At 44.1% G+C, this 23,624-nt stretch carries 7 protein-coding genes; 5 read left to right on the top strand and 2 right to left on the bottom strand.

Annotation, left to right across the window (positions count from 1 at the left end; all coding sequences use genetic code 11):
* The first annotated feature begins 52 nt into the window (after nt 1-52).
* On the top strand, nt 53-9,679 hold the full coding sequence (locus R7P72_RS02215) for an Ig-like domain-containing protein (RefSeq protein ID WP_213907156.1): 9,627 nt from the start codon (nt 53-55) through the stop codon (nt 9,677-9,679).
* A gap of 514 nt (nt 9,680-10,193) precedes the next feature.
* Here R7P72_RS02215 and R7P72_RS02210 read toward each other — a convergent pair.
* On the bottom strand, nt 10,194-11,597 hold the full coding sequence (locus R7P72_RS02210; RefSeq protein WP_005373437.1) for a PLP-dependent aminotransferase family protein: 1,404 nt from the start codon (nt 11,595-11,597) through the stop codon (nt 10,194-10,196).
* A 360-nt stretch (nt 11,598-11,957) separates the two neighbouring features.
* On the opposite strand from R7P72_RS02210, the gene R7P72_RS02205 reads away from it, so the two are divergent.
* The 3 genes from R7P72_RS02205 to R7P72_RS02195 all read left to right on the top strand — a co-directional run bounded on the left by R7P72_RS02205 (nt 11,958) and on the right by R7P72_RS02195 (nt 13,841).
* On the top strand, nt 11,958-12,416 hold the full coding sequence (locus R7P72_RS02205) for a serine hydrolase (RefSeq protein WP_318110372.1): 459 nt from the start codon (nt 11,958-11,960) through the stop codon (nt 12,414-12,416).
* Nucleotides 12,413-13,108 carry a serine hydrolase gene (locus R7P72_RS02200; RefSeq protein ID WP_318110371.1) on the top strand — a complete coding sequence of 232 codons (696 nt, stop codon included), beginning with the start codon at nt 12,413-12,415 and terminating at the stop codon, nt 13,106-13,108. Before R7P72_RS02205 ends, R7P72_RS02200 begins: the two co-directional genes overlap by 4 nt.
* A 94-nt stretch (nt 13,109-13,202) precedes the next feature.
* Nucleotides 13,203-13,841: a CatB-related O-acetyltransferase gene (locus R7P72_RS02195; protein ID WP_005373432.1), complete on the top strand. Its 639-nt coding sequence runs from the start codon at nt 13,203-13,205 to the stop codon at nt 13,839-13,841.
* A 339-nt stretch (nt 13,842-14,180) separates the two neighbouring features.
* Here the strand turns inward: R7P72_RS02195 and R7P72_RS02190 are convergent, their stop codons facing one another.
* Nucleotides 14,181-15,155 (bottom strand): peptidoglycan DD-metalloendopeptidase family protein, encoded by a 975-nt coding sequence (locus tag R7P72_RS02190; protein WP_025998710.1) that lies wholly within the window; start codon nt 15,153-15,155, stop codon nt 14,181-14,183.
* Nucleotides 15,156-15,537: 382 nt separating this feature from the next.
* On the opposite strand from R7P72_RS02190, the gene R7P72_RS02185 reads away from it, so the two are divergent.
* On the top strand, nt 15,538-23,624 hold an 8,087-nt coding region (locus tag R7P72_RS02185; protein ID WP_318110370.1), incomplete at its 3' end, for a hypothetical protein.

Below are 23,624 nucleotides of genomic sequence, written 5' to 3'. Positions count from 1 at the left end.
GATTATGATAACCCGGCCATGTTGATAAGGCCGTCATCTTCAGGAGAGGAAAATGAGATTACATCGTCAGGTTGCGATCGCAATTACAACAGCATGGGTGTTCTCAGCGTTTTTTTCCGGTGGAGCCTGGGCTGCACAGCAAACGATTAACTACTCTAATGGTTCAGGTTCCAATTTTAGTGAGGTGGAGACCGGCGTCACAGGGGGTATGCCCTCAGTCACTCTTACCAATGCAGGTACTGTATCTATGGTATTAGATGCGGGCACTAGCTCGGATGGCACTCCGTTTACTGGCCTAAATGACCTCGGATTTGTAGCTGGTGTTCTTTACTCAAATACCATGATTAATGAGTTCAACAAGCGTGGCTTCCGCTTTTTTGAGAAATCAAGTACTAACTTCAGTTTCGACGAAATTACCTATATGCAGGGGTCGGCCCGAGACTCAGATAAAACGTATCAACTTGTGTTAACTGGCTTCTCTAATGATATTCAAACAGTGACCGAAACTGTCACCTTGCCAAAAGGTGGTGAAGCAAACTCAGGGTTACAGGACTTGTTTACCCTGACCCGTGGTACAGATTTTAATGATTCGGCATGGCAGGACGTTGATACAGTGACTATGGCGTTTACCCGAAGTCCGGGTGCTGACTCTCGTTATCTTATCAGAAGTATCAAGATTGATGACGCTGCGGTTTCAGACTCTACCGCGCCTACTTTTGTCAGTGCGAGCTCAACTCCCACTGATGATGCAACCAATGTTTCTGTTAGCAACAACATCGAGATTGCCTTCGATGAAAATATTGAGCTGAAGAGCGGCAATATTACCATTCGTAATGTTACCGACAGTCGCGACTTTGAAGTATTTAATGTTGCCACCGAAAGCGATGGCACAACAACATCACCAGGCGCTGGTCGCATCAGTGTTACCAACAATAAAGTTTACTTAAACCCAACCAGTGATCTGGCAGGGAACCGGACCTACGCCATTCATATTGAATCCAGTGCCGTGGCTGACAGCGCAAATAATAGCTTCGCTGGGATCAGCGATGATGCCACATTTAACTTTACGACAGTCGATACCACGCCAAATGCGCCATCTACACCCGATTTAGATGCTAGTTCGGATACCGGGCCATTAAATACTGATAATATTACCAGTGACACTACACCAACGTTTAGTGGGACTTCTGAGAGTGGATCGATCGTTACTTTATACAGTGATCAAGTCGGTGGAGGTGCAACGGTTATTGGCACAGGCACTGCTACTGGAGGAAACTGGCAGATAACAACCAATGAGTTGGCGTCTGGTATTACACATGCAATAAGTGCTAAAGCGTCTGATAGCGATGATAATGTTAGCTCGGCATCCAACGCGTTAAGTGTCACCATTGATACAATAGCACCATCCGTAGTGAGCATTACCACGCCGATTGAGGCTGACAGTATCGTCAACGCTGCAGAAGACAACGATGTGTTGATCGCTGGCTCCGGCGCGGAAGCAGGCAACAGCGTGACCGTGACTATCACAGACAATAACAGCTCTGTCAGTCGTACGGTGACGGCCGACAACTCAGGCAACTGGACGCTGAGCGGCAGCGAGCTGGATGTCAGTGGCCTGAACAATGGCACCCTGACGGTGTCTGCAACCCAAGCAGATATAGCAGGTAATATCTCCACCGCAGCTAGCCAGAGTGTTACCCTAGACAATGCAGCCCCATCAGCAGTGACCATCACCACGCCGATTGAAACCGATGGTATTGTCAATGCGGCAGAAGACAACGACGTACTGATTGCTGGCTCCGGCGCGGAAGTAGGCAACAGCGTGACCGTGACTATCACGGACAATAACAGTTCTGTCAGTCGTACGGTGACGGCCGATAACTCAGGCAACTGGACGTTGAGCGGCAGTGAGCTTGATGTAAGTGCGTTTAACAACGGCACCCTGACTGTGTCTGCAACCCAAGCAGATATAGCAGGTAATACTTCTACCGCAGCCACCCAGAGTATTACTCTGGACAATGCAGACCCATCTGCTGTAATCATCAATACGCCGATTGAAACTGATGGGGTCGTCAATGCGGCAGAAGACAACGACGTACTGATCGCTGGCTTCAGTGCGGAAGCAGGCAATAGCGTGACCGTGACTATCACGGACAATAACAGCTCTGTCAGCCGTACGGTGACGGCCGACAATTCAGGCAGCTGGACGTTGAGCGGCAGTGAGCTTGATGTCAGTGGCCTGAACAACGGCACACTCATAGTTGCTGTGACGCAATCGGATACGGCGGGTAATACCTCCAGAGTGACCACCCAGAGCATTACCTTAGATAACGCCGCACCATCAGCTGTGACCATCACTACACCGATTGAAACCGATGGTATTGTTAATGCAGTGGAAGATAACGATGTGTTGATTGCTGGCTCCGGCGCGGAAGCAGGCAACAGCGTGACCGTGACTATCACGGATAACAACAGCTCTGTCAGTCGTACGGTGACGACCGACAACTCAGGCAACTGGACGTTGAGCGGCAGCGAGCTGGATATCAGTGGCTTGAGCAATGGCACCCTGACTGTGTCTGCAACCCAAGCTGATATAGCAGGTAATATCTCCACCGTAGCCACCCAGAGCGTAACCCTAGATAACGCAGCGCCATCCGCTGTTACCATTTCCACGCCGATTGCAATCGACGGTATCGTCAATGCGGCAGAAGACAATGATGTGCTGATTGCTGGCTCCGGCGCGGAGGCTGGCAATAGTGTGACCGTGACCATCACGGACAATAACAACTCAGTCAGTCGTACGGTGACGGCCGACAATACCGGGGCTTGGACGACTATTGGCAGTGAGTTTGATGTAAGTGCGTTTAACAACGGCACCCTGACGGTCGCGGCGAGCCAGAGCGATGCGGCGGGCAACACCTCCAGTATAGATAGCACAACAATTACGTTAGATAACGTGAGGCCAACTGTTTCTTTGAGCAGCTCAGACCTTGATTTGATCTCTGGCGAAACGGCGAGTATCACGTTCACCTTAAGTGAGTTCTCAAGTGACTTTACTGAGTCAGATGTCACCGTCACTGGCGGCAGTTTGTCTAACTTTGCGGGCAGCGGTGACAATTACACGGCCACCTTTACGCCGGATAGAGACAGTACAAGTACAGCGACGATTAACGTGGCGGCAGATTTCTTTACCGATGCTGCCGGGAATAGCAACACTGCTGCGCCTCAACTGTCTATAACCGTTGATAGTTTAGTGCCGAGTGTGACTATCTCCAGTGATAAATTGGCGCTGAAAGCGGACGAAACGGCGACCATTACCTTTACCTTAAGTGAAGCGTCGAGCGATTTTACCGAGGCGGATATCACGGTTAGTGGCGGTACTTTGTCTGGTTTTGCTGGCAGTGGTAGCAGCTACACTGCGACCTTTACACCAACGGAAGAGAGTGCGACGAGCGGTACTATTGAAGTTGCCACAGGCACATTTACCGATGCCTCTGGTAACACCAATAGTGCAGCTACACCACTTTCCATCAGCGTCGATACTGTGCTTCCAACCGTTAGTATCACTAGCTCCAGCGCTGCGTTGAAAGCGGGTGAAACGGCAACACTCACGTTTACCTTGAGTGAAGCCGCAACTGATTTTTCCGAAGCCGATGTGACCGTGGCTGGAGGAACTCTTTCTAACTTTGCGGGCAGTAGCGCCAGTTACACGGCTACCTTTACACCTGCAGAAGAAAGCACTGAGGATGCAACTATTGATGTTGCAGCCGAGAAATTTAGTGACGCAGCTGGCAACCTCAATACAGCAGCGACTCAGTTGTTGATCTCAGTGGATACGGGGATCCCGACTGGACATAGCATCAGCATTGATCAGGAGAGCATTAACAAAACCAACGAACAGGCGATGAGCTTTACCTTCGCAGCAGCTGAAGTGAACGCGATGTTCACTTATAGCGTGACCGACGGTACCACGACCATTGACGGCGCTAGTCAAACAATTTCTTCGGAGACCATGCAAGTAACGGGCATTGACGTCACTATTTTGCAAGAGGGGACGTTGACAGTAAGCGTGGTGGTAACCGATGCCGCAGGCAACGCATCTGATGCAGTGACGGATACTGTGACCAAACGCTACGATGTCGCGCCAACGGTAGTTGATGATAGCTTCTCGACTGAGGAAGATACGGCGAAACAATTTAATCTGTTAGCCAACGATTCCGATGTTAATGATGACATGGTCGCTTCTTCTACAACGATTAAAACGCAACCAATTAAAGGTCAGGTGTCGATCAGCAACGGCGTTGTTACCTATACGCCAAATAATAATGAGACAGGCACAGATAGCTTTACCTATACCGTGAAAGATGCCCTGCTGCAGGAGTCGCAAGAGGCGACAGTGACCGTCACTATCATGGCTATAAATGATGCGCCAGTCGCTAAAGCGCTGACTATCAACACCGACGAAGATACCGCAAGCGCAGCAGTCAGCGCGCGTAGTCAAGCGGAGGATGTTGAAGATGGCATCCCAACGGGTGATTTATCGTTAGTTAGTTTGCCTCAAAAAGGACAAGTAGCCATTGATCAAACTGTAGGCACTTTTGTATATACGCCGAATCCGAATGAAAATGGTAGCGATAGCTTTACTTACACGATCGCAGACAGTGAAGGCGGCGTTTCTCTTGCGGCCACGGTCAGCGTCAATATCGGTTCCGTCAATGACTCACCAGTAGCGGAGGAAGACAGTTTTACTTTTGATGAAGATATCACATCGACACTCGATATTTTAAGTAACGACAGTGATATTGAAGATGGGTCATTCACCCCGAGTAGTATTACCCTGCAAGATCTTGGTCAAGGAGAGGGGGTATACAGTTTTGCCACGGTCAGTGTCAATGTCGATGGGACCTTAAAGATTGTGCCAACAGCGAACGTTAATGGTCAACATAGCTTTACCTACATGCTAACCGATAGTGGTCAAGCAGTCTCAGTGCCTGCAACCGTCACGCTCAATATTACGCCAGTGAATGATGCCCCCGTTGCTGTTGATAACAGTGCACAACTACTAGAGGGAGGCTCCTTCGAGGTCAATGTATTAGGCAATGATAGTGATGCCGATGTTGGAGACAGTTTTGAACTCACTAGTGTCACAGTCGTCGATACGCCAGCACATGGCAGTGTGAACGTGACGGCGTCAGGAGCGATTGTTTACAACCCCAATGAGAACTACTTCGGTGAAGATAGCTTCACCTATACGGTGGCAGACTTAGCAGGTGCTGTATCTAACGCCGCAACAGTGACCATGACAGTAACACCAGTCAACGACGCACCAATGGCGCAAGCACAGTCACAAACGCTTGATGAAGACAATAGTTTGGTGATCACGTTGGTTGGTTCAGATATTGATAACGATGATGACACTCTGCAGTATCTTATCACTGAGCAAGTCAGTCATGGCGTGCTAGAGCAGTTGACCAATAATAGTTGGCGCTATACACCAGAAGCGGACTTCAATGGCTCCGACTTCTTCTTGTTCAAGGTCAACGACGGTGATCTCGACTCGACAGAGGTTCGTGTCGATTTGACGGTTAATGCAGTCAACGATACACCAACCGCGACCGATATCAGTGCTACGGGAGAGGAAGAAATACCGCTGACCATTACTTTAAATGGTAACGATGCAGAAGGCTCATCTTTGAGCTATCAAATTGTAAAATCGCCAGTCAACGGTAATGTTACCGTCACAGGCAATCACGCGGTTTATACGGGTAACAGTAACTTCTTTGGTCAGGACAGTTTCACTTACAGCGTAAGTGACGGAGAACTTACCTCTGGAGTGGCGTTAGTGACCATCACGGTGAATAACGTTAATGACGCGCCAGTGATTACGGGTACCCCATCGGCGCAAGTTGATGAAGATAGTGTGTATCAGTTTGTGCCCGCGGCATTGGACAATGACCCAGCGGATACTCTGACCTACTTGATAGCTAACAAGCCACCTTGGGCTACATTTGACAAGACAACAGGAGCGCTTTCTGGCACGCCAAGTAACCGTTATGTGGGGACTTATCCAGGTATCGTGATTAGCGTATCCGATGGCTCTATTTCTTCCTCATTGTCAGCTTTTTCGATTACTGTGAATAACGTTAACGATGCACCCGTTATCTCTGGTTCACCAGCAACACAAGTGAATGAAGACAGCACCTATCTGTTCACGCCACAAGTGTCAGATGTTGACAGCCAAGCCTTCACCTTCAGTATCGTGAACAAGCCATCTTGGGCTAGCTTTGATGCATCAACAGGCACGCTTAGTGGTACACCAGATAATGGTGATGTTGGCAAATATCAGGGCATTGTTATCTCGGTTTCTGATGGTCTCACGACCACAATGCTCAATAGATTCAGTATTGTGGTTAACAATGTCAATGACGCGCCAGTGATCAGTGGCACTCCTGCTCTTACCGTCAACGAAGGCAGTACGTACCGCTTTGCGCTGCAGGCATCGGATGTTGATAGTAGTAGCTTGAGCTTTTCAATCCGCAATAAACCATCATGGGCAACCTTTGATAGAGCAACTGGGTTGCTAAGTGGTACGCCGGAAAATGAGCATGTTGGCAGCACCAATAATATTGTTATTAGTGTCTCAGACGGTGAGCTAAGCACATCTTTAGCAGCGTTTAGCATCACGGTAATCAACGTTAATGATGAGCCAGTGGCGGTTAATGATACCTATGTCTTTACCGAGAGTAACGATGGTAGCTACTTATTGGATGTACTCAGCAACGACAGCGATGTTGATCTAGATACATTACAACTGGAATGGGTTAAACCTACATCTGGAACGGCAACGATTGTGGGCAGTCAAATCCAATTGGTAACGACCTCAATTGGTACAGTGGCAGTGCAATACAGTGTGAAAGATGGTAACGGTGGAAAGGCCACCGCGAAAGCAATCGTGACAATTAAAAGTGCGAAATTGGACGCACCAACAATAGCCGCACCTTCAGATATCGAAGTGAACGCAACTTCGCTCTTTACTAAAGTTGCATTAGGCTCTGCTGTGGCACGAGATAGTACAGGCAAGCTATTACCTGTTTCATTGGTCGACAGCACGACCTTTTTCCGACCTGGAACTAATACGGTCTATTGGCGCACTCAAGACTCTGATGGAAACGTCGCTGAAGCTAGTCAAACGGTAACAGTGTATCCACTGATAAGTATCTCCAAAGATGCGCAAACCACGGAAGGCACCAATCATAGCGTATCGATACACCTTAACGGTCCTTCGCCGAGCTACCCAGTAATCATACCTTATACGGTTTCAGGAAGCACGGACAGTGATGACCACACGCTCACCTCTGGTGAAGTGGTGATACCTAGTGGTACCGAAGGCAAACTTTCGTTCGAACTACTTAATGATGGACAAAATGAGGGCGTTGAAACCTTAGTGATTGATCTGGACAGCACCCTTAATCTAGGTAGTAAGCGTCGTTACACCTTGACAATCTTTGAAGAGAATGTGGCTCCGAAGGTCACGGTAAGTGTATCTCAGACGGGGGAGCAGCGGAGCCAAATTGAAAATGGTGTTGAACCGGTCACAATCACGAGCAGTGTTAGTGATGCCAATATGTCCGATATACACAGTTTCAGATGGAGTAGTGATAGCGATGTACTTAACCAAGCGATTGCGGGGCAGATGTACAGCGAAACATTGACTTTCTCTCCGCAATTACTGAGTTCAGCGATTTACAATTTGCAATTGACAGTTACTGACAATGGCACTCCACCATTATCAGTGACACGGAATGTCTATTTAGAAGTGGTACAAACATTGGCGGAGCTCGGGAGTGAAGACAGTGATGGCGACTTAATCCCGGATGATCAAGAAGGTCATAATGATAGTGATGGTGATGGTATCCCTGATTATCTTGATGCAATTTCTGACTGTAACGTAATTCAACAGGTTGTGTCAGAAAAAGATCGCTTCCTCATTGAGGGGCAGCCAGGTGTCTGTTTACGCAAAGGAATAACCATTCTGACTAACGCAACAGGAGGAGCTTTATTGCTGGATGAGGAGCTTCCTAAAGATATCAACATGAAGAGCATAGGGGGAATCTTTGATTTTGTAGTAACTAATTTGCCGCTGCCCGGCCAAAGCTATCAATTAGTTTTGCCTCAGCGTTTACCTGTTCCAGCAAATGCAGTGTACCGAAAGTATAACGCTGAACAGGGGTGGATAGACTTTATTGAGGATGCTCAAAACACGGTTTCTTCTAGTGCTGGCGAGGCTGGTTATTGTCCGCCACCAGGGCACAGTTCATGGTCACAGGGTCTGACTGAAGGTGACTGGTGTGTACAACTTACCATTGAAGACGGTGGTCCGAACGATGATGACGGATTGGCTAATGGCAGTGTCGTTGACCCTGGCGTCGTTGCCGCTCGTGTAAGCAATAATACACTCCCTCAAGCGATTGACGACAATGCGTTTGTTAGTCTCAATGGTACGGTGACGATCGATGTATTGAGCAATGATGCTGATGCTGATGGGCTGAAGGTAAGTCGCGCTTCTGTAGATATTGGTAGTGTTAGTGTGGTTGATAACAAACTAAGTTATGTCACTCAACCACAGTACTACGGGGAGGCTTTGATCACTTATAGCGTAACGGATGGTAATGGTGGAACGGGATCGGCGAAGGTGACGGTAAATGTGGTAAACAGTCAGAATCCGAATGCGGTGGACGATAATATTACCACCGATGATCGTACCCCTGTCACGGTTTATGTCCTTGCTAACGATACCGATCCGGATAACGACACATTGAAGTTGGTTTCAGTCCAAGCGCAGTATGGGCAGGCGGTCATGAATGCAGATCAGAGCGTGACCTATACCCCTACCTCAGGGTTTGAAGGCAATGATGTGTTGACATATATCATTCAGGATAGCCAAGGCCTGCAAGACGCGGGGAAAGTTATAGTGACCGTTAAGTTGGTAAGAGATGTAAAGGTTGAAAATACTTCAGCAGGATCATTGGGTGGCATGGTGTTGATGCTTTTGATTTTGTTAGGAGCCATGCAACGTTATGGAAGAAACAGTGCTCTAGCACTAATTGCTGTGTTTAGTTTTAGTAGTCAAGCGGGCTGGTATGTTGATGTTCAAATGGGGTCAAGCCATGCAGATGAGCGTGATGCTGTTAAAGGTGATAACGTAATCTCTACTGACAACACCGGGTTCTATCGCTCTGTCGGGTTGGGATATACTTTTTCTGATCAATGGTCTGGAACTATTCGTTATATTGATATGGGTGAAGGTAGTGCTACATTGCGTAGTGCTACTACTTCACCAGAAGACTATCACGCCAATGTCGCATCTATAGCCCCACTCCTTGTTAAGGGCATGGGCTTCGACATCGGTTATAAGTTCTGGCAATACAATTCATGGTCCGCAAAACTGAGTTTGGGGGGCTTGTTCTGGGATACCGATATTGAAAGTACGTATCAAGGCAGCAAGATAACGACGGAAGTGGATGGTTTTGATGGATATATTGGTGCAGAAGTTGGCTACAACCTCTCAGATAATTGGGAGATCGGTGTCCAAGGCGCTCGTTATTTTTTACATGAAAATGATGTTGATATAATTGCGCTACAACTTCGTTATTTTTTTGAGCCGTTAGCAGCGTATTAACTTATGGTTTGGTATTTTTCGATAATTTATATCCCAATTGCTCATGAAGCGGTATGGTAAATCACTGGAGATTAATGTCGTGATTGTGCTCTTTATTATGTAGGTCAATAGTCTATAACAAATCCTTAATTACCTTGAAGTCTTTTCTTCTTTAACATCTAGCGAAAGATAGTGTTTTGATAGAGTGTTAAACAGAACTTACGGTTCGATATTAGAAAAATAAGGTTCATTGAATGCTCGATGTGAACTTAACTTAAAAGAAGATGATTTACGCAATAGGGTTGTTGGTAGTGCTGCAAATGTCAGCGTGATACGTCGCTTTACTTTGAACCTAGTACGTTTACAGTCGAAGAAATATAGTGTTGGGGCTGAAGCCAAACCAAGCGTGTCAGAGCGACACAGTTCGTATTGAAACCTTATTGGGTTGAAAAGCGTTCCACGCTGGCTGTCGCCCTGATGCTGATAACTGCGACGATAAATTGATACCGAGCAAAACGATAATTTTATATCTGTTTTAATCCAATATTGATTGAATAATATCAAATGCTTTTTCTATTTTTTGGGTAGGAATAATGCCAAATCCAAATAAGAGGGCATTAGAATGATTGTTGATAGAAAAATGCGATGATGGGTAAACCGCTACATTTGATGAAGCAAATTTATTCATCATTTGTGTCGCGCATCCCGATACTTCAGCTGCTATATGCAATCCACCTTGGCTTGGAATACGTTGTAAGCAATCTATGTTGTCAATTAATTGAGTTAGCTTATTATACCTTTCGCTGTAGATTTTATTCATATTGAGTAAATGGTGAGAGAAATGACCGTCACGCATGAATTCGTCAAGTAGGATTTGAGACACTACAGATGTACTTCTTCCCAAGTGCCATAACATATTTGAAATTGGCTCTATTAAAGACTTTGGCGGAATCATATAGCCAATGCGTATGCCGGGAAATAGTATTTTAGAGAAACTGCCTATCATAACGACGCAGTCATTTTTGTCTTGTGACTTGAGAGCTTTCTTACTGGTATTGAGATAGTGATATTCCGAATCATAATCATCTTCGATAATGATTGCGTTATTAACTTCTGCCCATCTCAGCAGTTCTAACTTCCTGTCAGCTGAGTAGCTAAAGCCTAAAGGGAACTGATGACTAGGCGTTGTATAAATAATTTTGGCATTAGAAGGGATTGATTCAACGACAACACCTTGGTCGTCCATCGGCACGGAGCCTATTTGCGCGCCAAGTAATCGAGCTTGATTCCGAAAAACAGGATATCCTGGATCTTCCGTCGACACGAGATCCCCGGGAGAGAGTAATGTAAGGAGAGTCGTCATTATTGCCTGCTGGCACCCTTGAGTAATGATGATGTCTTCAGGGTCACAGATTACGCCTCTCGAGTGTCTCACATACTCGCAGATAGACTCTCGTAAACAAGCTAACCCTTGTAAATCACCGCCATGTGCAAACTCTGGAGTTAATGCATTGAGCCTACTCAGTCTTGAGTGTCGCCAAATATGCTTTGCTATTCTCTGATGATCAGGAACGCCTAAAGTGAAGTCATAGTCTAGATTCTTTGGTGCGATGATCTCTGGCTTCTTCGATGCGTTAGTGCCAAACACCCCTAGTTGGTAGTGTTTTATTGGTCTCTTATCTTGATTCACCGTTTGTTCTAGAGCATTACTTACGTACGTGCCAGACCCTGCCTTTTTTACTATCCACCCCTCGAACTGAAGTCGCTCATACACCGAAATGACAGTGTTTCTTGCTATGCCTAACTTTTTCGACAGCATGCGAGTTGATGGTAATCTCTCATTTGATCGTAATCTGCCTTCTAATATCCCTTGGTATATCTCGGAGTAAAGTTGTTGGCTGGTGACTTTTCCAGTTTCGAAGTGTAGTGAAAATGGCATCGTTTTCTCTGTAGACGTTGAAAAGTGGTTCTAAAGCGTTGTGAGGATGTGGATCTGTATATACCAAGTATATCTACCTAGTATACCGTTATCGTGATATGGAGAAAGCGTAATTGAGTACACTATTTCCCCATTTTGGAAACGGATGTTACTTACATTCGTATCTAACCGGCCTACCTATCAACGGTGGTCAGGTTTAGACCTGTTTATATCGCACTAAAAATTTGAAGACACAGTGTTATTCATCGAGGGTTAACGATTGGAGTTCTTCAAGTCAGGATTACTTTTATATAAAAAGTTAAAAGCCTTGGAATAAACTAGAAATTAATTATAAGTTAAAATTAAAAAATTGAGGGTTCAATGAAGTTAAACAATGCCTTGCTGGCCATTTTATCGCTCACTTCTTTCGTCACGTTTGCGAAAACGGAGTTAACGGTTAGCAGTCAATTAAAGAGCGTAGTTGATGAATGCGCTAAAGGATTAATCAACGAATACGACATTCCGGGGTTGGCTGTTGCAGTAACGATTGATGGTAAACGTTATTTTTATAATTACGGTTTGGCTGACGTAAGTAAGGGGAGTTTAGTCACCAACGACACAATTTTTGAACTCGGCTCTATCAGTAAAACTTTTGCTGCTACTTTGACTGGGTACGCCCAAGAAAAAGGTAAGCTAGACATGGATGACAAGGTCAAAGATTATATTCCAGAATTAGAGAATAGTGCTCTGGGTAATACCAAGCTAGTTAATGTCGCCACCTACACTGCAGGTGGTCTACCATTGCAATTCCCTAGCGAAGTACGAACGACGCTGAAATGATGCAGTACTACAAAACGTGGAAACCGGAGTACGAAGCCGGTACTAAGAGGAAGTACTCAAACCCTAGTATTGGTCTATTTGGCTACATCGGTGCCTTGAGTATGAAGTCAGACTATACGGAAATGATGGAAACCGTCATCCTGCCTGAGCTCGGTATGACCAATACCTTTGTCGATGTACCAAAGGATAAGCTTAACAACTATGCTTTTGGTTATAGTTCTGAGGGAAAACCCGTTAGAGTTAATCCAGGTATTCTTGATGCACAAGCCTATGGTATTAAATCAACAAGCTTAGATATGCTTCAATATATCGAAGCAAATATGGGTCAAGCGCAACTTAATACTGATATAGAAAATGCGCTAGAGAGAACTCATACTAAGTATTTTGATACCGACACGTTTACACAAGCCGTAGGATGGGAGGGTTATGATTACCCCGTTTCACTTTCGCAATTATTGAAGGGTAACTCCAGCGATGTAATTCTCAAAGCTAAACCGGTTCAAGCAAGTGTATCTGGTACTCTCGGTCGTGACGTTTGGTATAACAAAACGGGCTCAACAGGTGGCTTTGGGGCATATGTCGCGTATGTACCCTCTGAAAAAATAGGCATAGTGATTCTGGCGAATAAAAACTACCCTAATGCAGAAAGAGTAGAGGCTGCTTACCATATTATTAGCTCAGTGGTGAAGTAAATTTTAGTGGTAATAGGCACTACGTAATTATTAGAGCTTATTTAGATACATACTATCTACAGTGTTTTATTAGATAGTATTTATAGGAGTATTCATGAAAACTAAGCATTGGTCTAAGGTGACTTTGCTACATGAAGTTGTTACGAACCCAAATATAACGATTAAAGGTAAACATAGTTATTACAGTGATTGTTGGGACGCCGGTTTTGAAGAGTCTGTTGTAAGATATCTACAAGGCGATGAGTTCAGCCGAGATTGGGAACCAAAATGGAAGATTGATAAGTTACATATAGGTGACTTTGTCTGTATTGCAGCGGAAGTTGTCATTGTTATGGGGGGAAACAGTACACATAGAGCTGATTGGTTCTCCTTGTACCCATTTATGGACTTTATTGAAGAAGCGTACGTCGGGAAAGGAGATACTCATATTGGCGATGGCGCCTGGCTCGGTATGCGATCCATGATAATGCCGGGTGTGACTATCGGAGAAGGAGCAATCGTTGCGGCAAACAGTGTGGTGACGAAAGATGTTGAGCCTTACAGCATGGTTGCGGGGTCACCAGCTAAGCATGTCAAATATCGCTTTTCTCGAGAGACGATAGACGAACTGCTTGCTCTTAGGATATATGATTGGCCTGATAAGAAAATCGACAGCCTGAAGAGGTTTTTATGTTCAGACGATTTAGAAGGGCTGAGAAAGGCAAGCGCTGAATATGATAGAAACCACTCATAATCGTGACAGCGTCACTGTTTAGAAAGTAAGAAAGAGGTATTGTTGGGCCTCTTTGTATTAGATATCTAGCCAATACAATGAGTAATCATTTTATTCTTTTATTGATCTTTTACGTGAACATGATAGGGCGCGTACCATTTGCGTTCAAGAACAAGAGGACAACGTGTTTGGTAAAGGGGAAACCGATGGAATATCGGGAAATTATAATCATTAAGAGCCGCATGTAGCGGCTCTTTTTGATCCTGAAATTGGTTAGTGGCGACAGACTACGAAGCGCTCAGAAGGTTACGAGGACTCGCTTCAGATAAATGAAGAAAGAGCGAATCGAAGTGGCTGTTGTTACCTATTTGACTGCTCATACCGTTGCCATTCCGCTGTTAACTCTGCTTTTTCTTTTCTCGCTGCAATCAGCATTTCTATATTTACGTCAGTGTTTGGGTGCCTTTGAATGTATCGCTCGTAATCAACCGGAACACCATTGATGTGCAGTTCAAGATGTAAATGCGGCCCTGTTGTTCTTCCTGTGTTACCCGTTTTCCCTATCACTTGTCCTCGGCTGATCTTCTCACCAACATGGACGTTGCGCTGAGATAAGTGTAGGTAGCGTGATACAGAGCCATTTGTGTGGCGGATATTAATGTAGTTGCCTGCAAAACGGTTGTAGCGGGACTTTAAAACGATGCCATCAGCAATACTACGAATCGGTGTACCTACAGGTGTGGCATAATCAGTGCCTAAGTGCGGAGTCGTTATATTGGTCACTGGATGTGTTCGCTTTAAGTCATAGTCAGAGCTCACTCTGTAGTTTTTATCAAAGGGTGAAGAAAACATGAACTGATTATTTATCGACACACCATGCTCATCAAATACGTTACCGTGACCATCATTGATAATAAATAAATCAGTTTTACTGCCTAAATAGTAAAAAGAACTAATGTAAGTTTCATTTTTACTATTTAATTTAGTTCTTAAGATAAAGTTATCACCTCTTTTAATAGAGTCAATAATATTAAACTTGCTTTTGATAAGTGCTAATAGCAAGTTGATCTCTTTTTGACTCACTCCTGATTTTAATAATGAAGCGACAAAAGAGTATTCAACAACACCGATAGTGATTTTTTGCCTACGAGTCTTCTTTTTAATTGATGGCTGCACATTCTCACTTTCGAATTCTAAAGGCTTGATGGTAGGTAGCCTATCCACAGGAGTGAGGAAGTAGTGAGAAAGCGATACGCTAATCAATATGATTAACGCAGTAGTGATAAGGGCTACGGTAGGAGCTTGCACACTTCTTTTTATTATTAAAATAGTCATTAGTTTTGTTGGTTTATCAATACTGACAGTTGTGCGTAGAGTATAATATTTTAAATAAAAACTAGCATTAAAGCATGAGTAATTCCTCTGTTTTAACTAAGTTAATAATTATAGGATGTAAAAATAATTTTAATAATTCAGTCAAAGTGACGGTTGGCTTGGTGTTTATGCCTATTTTGTTGGTGTTAATGTCACGTTGAGAAAATATTTTTCAATAATATAATCTCGGGAAAATATATTTTTCCAAATTACTATGTTCGCTAAAAATACGCTGAAATTAACATTAGGTCTTACGCTTACATCTCTTTTATTGAGTGCATGTGGTGGTGGTGATGGAGGAGACAACACACCTCCAGCTAGAAGCAAAGGAAGCATTTCCGGTATGGTGTTTGACGCCCCAGTCAATGGCGCCAAGATTGAGGTTTTCGAGTTCAAAAATGGAAACTTAGGTCGGAAGTTGGCTAACACGACGTCTGATGCCTTCGGAAACTATCTGCTAGAGTTTGAATCGTCGTCAATGCCTCTTTTTGTTGTTGCAAAAGAGGGGAGTTATACCGATCCGTTTACAAATGAAACGGTATCTGTGAGCAATGCGAAGACACTTAAATTTGAAGGTGTTGTGAACTTTAAAGAGGGGAGTGAGCAAAAGTTAATGCTTACTCCGCTGTCGAACTTGGCAGCAGGCTTGGCAAAGTACAAAATTTCTCAGGGGGCCACAGATGAAAGTGCCTTTTCAACCGCTTTGGATAGTATCAATAGCATGTATGGTTTTGACGTAAATGAGACCAAACCTATTGATATTACCAAAGGTGGGCAAAGCAGTTTTGCTAGTGCTGGGCATCAATACGGTGCTTTATTAACAGCATACTCGTCTTACTCTTACGATCTTATAAAAAAATACGGCAACAGCGATAACGTCTACACTTCGATGCACTTCGCTGACATCCAATATCGGGATGTTATTGCAGATGGTGTTCTTGATGGTCTTGAAGTGAGCAAGACTTCAGGAGCAGTGACTCCCCTCAGCTTTGGACAGAAAAAGATAAACAGCGACGTTTACACACGTGACTTATCTCAGCACGTTTTGATCGTGGTAAACGACCCAAGTATCAATATTTCTGGTACTGATGCTGCCGACTATGTCGACTTTAGTAAGAAGCTTAATGACTTAGGTACATATGGCAGTACAGATGGCATCATTCCACCGCGAGATGGGACGGAGATTGATACCACAGCGCCTATCGTGACACGCATTGACCGTGATGTACTTGCAGGCACCGATAAAGTTGACCTAAAAATTGTTGATGATATCGGTGTAGAAGACGTATCCGCCTTTATTCAGTATCAGATTAATGGCTCTTGGTCTGGTGAATTTCAATGTAACGACATACAAGATTTTGGAAGCACATTCTGTTCGGTTGAATTTGATGATTTTGAAGTTGGCCTTCGAGAGACCAACGTTAAAGTTAACATTAATACTAAAGAGATCGATAGTGTAGATATGAACCCTGCCACAGGGCTCTCAAACGTAACAGCAGCACGGTTAGTCTTATATACAGCGGATGTACTGGGTAATGAGTTAATTCCAGGCAGCCATTCGGGTCTTCATATCAACTTTGAATGGGATAACGATGCGCCTGTTATCGATATTACATCGGCGAGTGCAATTAATAACCAACTTAAAGAATACGTTCTGAAAGGGGTTGTAAAAGAAAGCTCGCAAGAGATTAGTTCGGTCAGTATTTCATTTAAAGATGGCTTACATGAGGGCGTCACATGTTCTCCTGTCACTGTAGAGTCTGGAAATGCTTGTGAGTTTAGTAAGGCTTACCCAACTGATGAATTCCTATCTACGACGGTCTTTGAGGTTCGAGCGAAGGATAGCAAAGGGAATACGGGCGCTGCGCAGCATGCAGTAAGTCGTGACGATCAAGCGCCAGCACAGACGATAACCTATCCTGAAGGTACGTCAATGACGTACGTAAATGTGGGTTTAGATGGTGAACGAACCACTTACGATGGTATCTACTCTCAAGATACGTACACCCCAGACAATGTTCAAGCAAGCCGCGATTTCCTGAAGATTGACTATGCGTACGCAAGTTTAGGGATTCAGAACTCATTAAAAGGGATAGATTTTAGTAACTTCAACGCTAATTTATTGAAAGAGAATAAAATCCCTTATGTTCGTGTGAAAGTTTCAGACGTAAACACCGATACGGTTTTAGGCTCCAACGCTAATAAGCTTAAGCTCGTCGTCAAGTACTACGTAAGCCAAAACAACGATAACAACTACTCACTTCAGCAAGTTATTGACACAACCGCATCCGATGACGATTACATCGCAAAAATTCCGCACGAAACGCTGTTAGATAGCAATGGGCGAGTAGAGGATGTCATTTATTACATTCCTTTTGTAAGAGATATTTTGGGTGACAGCTTTAAATCGGTATCAGAAAACAGTAGTCAAAAGTTAGTCATTCAAACCATCGATGAGTCTGATAACGAAAGCACTCCAAGAGAAGTATATTTTAGAAGTAGCTTTGACCTACCAACCATAAAAGTGGTGACACCATTTATTGGTGCGCGAGCTCAACTTGAAGGGTTGAGCCCAAGTGGTGAATTCACTTCACTTGCAAGTTGTACCACTATCCAGCAACTGGAAAGTGACCAGTCCATGGCTCTTGACGTAGCGAGTTGTGAAACCACAACTGACGTAGTGAATTATGATTTCATGCGTGTTCGTTTAATTGGTATCGAAGGCAGTGAGCCATACTATTACCAATGGAAAAGAGATCCAGGGACCAAGAAAGTTACGGTTGACTTAAACAAGGCCAATATTGGTGTGTATTTTAAGCTCAAAGGTTCTCAAACTTACTATATTACTGAACTATCGACATATCAGACTGGTTTGTTTGATTTCCAGTGGGATCAAGTGACAGCGGGAGAGAAAACTTCAGAACGTGCGATTCAAATTCTTGATGAGGTGCGCTACGCGTTATCAGGTACGAATAACAACTCATTCTTTGGGTTTGACCCAACGGTTGTGTCTTATGCAACCAATGAAATGCTTACGACTAAAGCGATTCCAGACAAGCCATCAAATGACTATCTACACCGATTCCTTGTTGAAGCAATTGATAGTATTGCCGAGAGAATGCCAAGAAATAACTCATTAGATTTTGCATCTGCTATTTACGATGATTTTAGCTACGATGGAAAAGCAAATGGTGTAGGGGCAGGAGGAAGTCAAGTTACGCTCGATTCTTACACGTTTGGCGCTGAAACTTACCGAAAAGATCTGGCGCAATCCTATTATGAAATCATGGCGAGCAAATACGGTATTGAGACCAATATCGCGCAGCTCTATGCTGATGATATTTCGATGGCTAATCCTGACTTAAATGGTAAGAACATTTTTGATACAGAGGGTAGCAGTATCGATACCTTGCCTCCGCAGCCAAAATTAACCATTGAAAGCGGTAGAGAGACGATGGTTGGTAATAGGCTTTATATCGCTGGCGAGGTTGTTTCTAAAATTGTCCTAGACGATCCTTCTGGTATTGTAGGAACCGACGCTCACGGCCCGAAGTTTAGCACGATGTGGTATCAAGCCAATGAGCCAAATATTGAAATACCACTGGACATCAACATCGTAGAAAACTCAGACAGCAGCAATACTTATCGAAAAGAGTACTTCTTCACCCTTAACTCCCAGTCTAGTGAACTAAAAGATATTATAGAGTTTGCCGTGGAGACCAGTGCTATGGACCCACATGGCAATGCGTATGGTTACAATGGTAAATCTCCGTTTATAGAATCGGTGTTTATTGATAACGACTTCCCTAAGGCCAGTTACCTTCCACCCAATGATGTCGATGGTAAACGTGTAGAAAACGGTATTTATTTAAATGCGAACAATACTCATGAATTAACCTTCAAGGTTGAGGATATTGTTGGTGATAAGCTTGCCTCGAGGGGCCTTGTTTTCTACCAGCAAACCGGTGAAAAAGTAACATACACACCAGAAAACTTTGCAAGTAACTCGAAAGACGCGTTTAAAGTCAAACTATGTACGGGCGAGATTTGTTCAAATCAAGGCTCTACGATTTATCCTGGTGATGGAGATTGGTTAGTTGTTGCAGCAGCAGAGGACAACTTAGGTAACTCCGTTTCAGAGTTAACTAGCACCGCTCCGAGATTCAATATTCGTATCGACTCTGAAGCTCCTATTGTAAAAAGTGAGCAGGTTCAAAGCCGTTTAGGTGGTAATAACCAATGGGCACCTGTCATTGATTGGGGGACGTTAAGCTCAGGCAATAACGTAAAAATAGATTTACGCCGCGGATCTGGTCAGGCTCTGACATTAGAAAGCTGTGACCCTCTAACAGAGGCGTGTGACGTACCATACCTAGTTGGTGAACAGCCTGACGTCAAAGTCCAACTGGTTTCAAAAGCATTTGATTACGATGAATGGAATGAATTTTACGTCACTGCGACGGACAACGCTTACCCTGCCAATGTTAGTACAACAGGGAAATTTACCTTCCAAGTCGATAACAAAGGCCCTGAAATCATCCTAAATACGCCTTGGGTTGAAGACACATTGTCTAAAGAGAACTATGTCATAGGGCGTGAGTTCAATGTGCGATTTAAATCCGTAATAGACGATTCAGACCTTGAGCAAGTCTCGCTGTATCAAAGTGGTAAAGATTCGCCAATTAAGACAATTGTGCCAACGGATTCATCTAAAGAGTTTGTCATGTCTCTTATCAAGAGTGACACAGATAAAATAGACATTTCTGAAGATGAAAAAACAACGTCATTGTATGTAAAAGCAACCGATATATATGGTTTTGAGTCTAGTTCTAACACGCACAAGGTTATTCTTGATCGTGATGGGCCAACATTAGGATTAAGTGGTTTCAATGCGAATGACTACTACTTAGGTAACTATGTCTTTGACCTAACGGCGCTAGACCTAAATGCAAACGGTGATGTTTCAATTAATGGCGTAAATAGAGAAAGCCTAGAGTATTGGACGTTTAGCGATCTGGAACCATTACCTGGCTCTCCTGGTACAAAAATCAATGAGGATCTCAAAGTGAGCCTTGGTGATTTAGGTACGGGTACACACAAGATTCGTTTAAAAGGGTCTGATGTTCGTGGCAACACAACCTTAACCAGTGATGAGCAAGATTTTACCGTCAAAGTGTACAACTCAATCCCGCAGGTGACGCTGGCGATGAGTTACACGGATGGAACGCCAATTACAAACAACACCATCTATCAAGATGGGAATATCGTACTTACGCTTGATATTGTTGATGATAGTGGCGTTGATCGAATTGACTCAACGTATAGATTCTCTGGAGAGCAAAACGGGACTAACTTTACGTTCTCAGAAACCGCAGATGGCACTTGGACTGCAACGTTGCTTTCTACACAAATTGCCAAAGATGGTAATTATGAACTTGATATCAAAGTTTATAACAAAGTTCGTTACCTTGATGAAAAAGACCGAAAGGTTGGAAAAGTAAACCAAACCTTTAGCGTACAGCGTGAAGGCGTGGTTCTAACGGTTGAAAGCCCGCTGGACTTCCAAAATTACTTATCTGATGGTGTTCTTGATGTCACCTTTACTACATTGAGTGCGGTCAAAGCCAAAACGTTAGAGTGTTGGGTTCGTGAAGAATACAACTCTCTAGATGCGCCACCAACTAATGAGCAACCAACTTCTGGTGTTATCAACGTATCGCAAGAACCTTACAGTTGTAGTGTCAATGTTGGGCAAAACATGACCAAAGCACCTGTTACTTTGATCACTAAAACCTTGGGTACAAATGGGCGTGAAACGATCAACAAGTTCAATTTCTCGATGGTGGATATTGATGCACCGACAGTCGTAGATGGTAACTCATACAGTTTTAAAGGAAGTGATGTTTGGTTTGATGAAGCTTTGAAGAAGAAGATGCTCACATTTGAGCTCTCTTTTAATGATGCTTTATCAGGCGTGAATACCGAAAGTTCAGATGAATATCCAAAGTTGGTTCGTAATCTTGGCAACAAAGCTTATACACCAACGACTTGTGCCAAAGGTGTTGGAAATATCAAGTGTACGTATTCTGAATCCTATGCCGATATTATTGATGGCCTGAGTACAACTCAAGAATACAAAATCAAGAACTTATCTGATTTAGCAGGAAACTTGACGCCAGAGCACGATCTATTGCTTGAATTACCTAAAGGTTCGGTAGTCGTTGAAATTACTGATCCGGTTGGAAACACAACCATTAATGGTCAGCAGCTTGTCGCCAAGTTCAGAATTAAGCTGTATGAAAACTCTAGGCTAGACAATGTGATGGCCAGGTTTGGAACGGAATCCTACAACTATAAAGATAATCCGGAGAAGTTTGCACAATTAGAGGTGTGTGCAGATGATCCAACCTACAAGTGTTCAACATTTACAAGTGAACTTCCTAGCGATGCGGATGGAAAAACGATCAGGACGACGATTACAGCAACGGATGTTTGGTCGAGAGTCGGTGAAGCGACCGTTGATATTAAAGTTGACAATACATCTCCAAGTGTTGGCGATGAGATTATCGTAACTGAATCGCCAACAAATCCAGATAATGTTCGTTTTCGTTTCGACATAACAGACACTGGTAGCAGCCTGGCAAAAGTAAACTATTCAATTTTAAACCCAAGCTATCAAGAAGAAAGAGTAGAGGATGGGAACGGTTCATCTACGTACTTTGAACTACCGAAATCTCAGTTAGAGGGGCGTGGTTCAATCACGGTTGATATCAAAGCGACAGATAGTGTTGGGCTATATTCAGACATCAGAAAAGTCATTGATATTAGTGTTCCTAAAGTCACGGTTGATTTCGATGGAATTACGAGTTTGCAGGGGGGCAAACTGTTTTTTACCAAGGCGAGCCAGCCGTTTACGGTATCTACTGTGGAAGGAGAAAGAGTGAAAGCTTCACAATATTCTGTGGAGCTTATTCCAAGCCTCGGTGATTCCTTGCGTTACTCAGGTGATGTTATCTCATCTAGTGGTAATGGAATGATGAACTTTGCCGTCGATAACCAAGGGTCATACACCCTTAAGGTGACGGTGACGGACTCAGTTGGAAGAGAGAATACAAGCTTTGAATTACTGGGCAAAAGTTATGATGGAAAGGTTATCGAATCTATTGTTGATTATGACGCTCCAAGTATTTCGGGCTTAAGTGCTAATCAAATTTCTAAGGTACCGACAAACGATAAGTATCAGCTAGAAATTAGCGCATACATTACAGATAAAAATTTAAATCTCGTCACGTCAAAAGCGGTGAGTGGTGGCAGCACTGTGGCTCCTCAAGCGATTACTGAGCCGACAACCGAAGCGGGGCCTTATGTCATAAGCTATTTGTTACCTAAAGGCGATCATACGATCACGGTGGCAGCAACAGACAAGGTGGATAACAAGAGTGAAAGTTCTATTGACGCGCATGTGGAAGCGGCAACCGTTCCCGGGCTAAGTATATCTACTGCTTCAAGCGCCCCTCTTTTTGGAGGTGAAGAGATTACACTTACGTTTAACTTTACAGAAGAAGTTACTAACTTTGATATCTCAGATGTCCACCTTGTCGCTAGTGATAACGGCGCAACAGGAACGTTAAAGCAAGATACGTGGTCCACGTCAGACAACGTTACGTGGACGGTTAATTACATCAGTCCAGAAAAGCAAGATAAAAACATAACAATACAGGTAGAGGATGATAGCTACCAAAGTACCAACACCATTCCTGGAAAAGGAAGCAGTTTAAATATCGCGGTTGAAGGAACCTTACCAAAACTGACCAATGTGACATTTAACCCTGAGCATCAGAGCGTGGGGCAAAGCGTGAGTGTCTCGCTTCAGTTTGATAAAGAGCTCCAAGAGGCGACCGCTACGCTTGGCGGAAATCGCATTAGTTCTCTGTCAGCAACGGCAGATAAAAAGGTCTGGGTTGGTGATGTACAAGTTCCGAGCACCGCGCTGTTAAGTGTCGACTTGGTTGTTAGTCAATTTAAAGATTTGACTGGCAACATAGGTGAGGATAACACCGCTCACGAATTACCGATCACGCCAACCTTAGCTATTGCGCCAGTGGGCAGTGTGGATGAAACGCATGCCGCCACGCTACAATTCGAAGGCACGTCGACACGTTTTGACGGTCAGTCCCTGCGTCTTGAAGTAAAAGCCCAAGGCAGCGCGACGGTATTGAAAAGCAGCAGTGCGACGGTACAAGCCGGTGGCAATTGGACCAGTGACGCGATTGATATGAGTCACCAAACCAACGGCACTTATACCGTGATTGTGACAGGGACGAACTCTGCGGGCATTGAAGTGAGTGAAAGCCAGAGCTTTACACTGGCGCAGTCTCTGCCAACGCTGACTAACGTGACGTTTACGCCTGAGCACCAAGCCATCGGCCA

This window comes from Vibrio sp. Vb0888, assembly GCF_033338835.1.
Classification (GTDB): domain Bacteria; phylum Pseudomonadota; class Gammaproteobacteria; order Enterobacterales; family Vibrionaceae; genus Vibrio; species Vibrio alginolyticus.
This window is presented reverse-complemented; position numbering and strand designations above follow the sequence as displayed.

Bases quoted from the DNA above. Each gene is read 5' to 3' on its own strand.
- R7P72_RS02215 (WP_213907156.1), top strand. From the start codon at position 53: ATGAGATTACATCGTCAGGTTGCGATCGCAATTACAACAGCATGGGTG.
- R7P72_RS02210 (WP_005373437.1), bottom strand. From the start codon at position 11,597: ATGCCATTTTCACTACACTTCGAAACTGGAAAAGTCACCAGCCAACAA.
- R7P72_RS02205 (WP_318110372.1), top strand. From the start codon at position 11,958: ATGAAGTTAAACAATGCCTTGCTGGCCATTTTATCGCTCACTTCTTTC.
- R7P72_RS02200 (WP_318110371.1), top strand. From the start codon at position 12,413: ATGATGCAGTACTACAAAACGTGGAAACCGGAGTACGAAGCCGGTACT.
- R7P72_RS02195 (WP_005373432.1), top strand. From the start codon at position 13,203: ATGAAAACTAAGCATTGGTCTAAGGTGACTTTGCTACATGAAGTTGTT.
- R7P72_RS02190 (WP_025998710.1), bottom strand. From the start codon at position 15,155: ATGACTATTTTAATAATAAAAAGAAGTGTGCAAGCTCCTACCGTAGCC.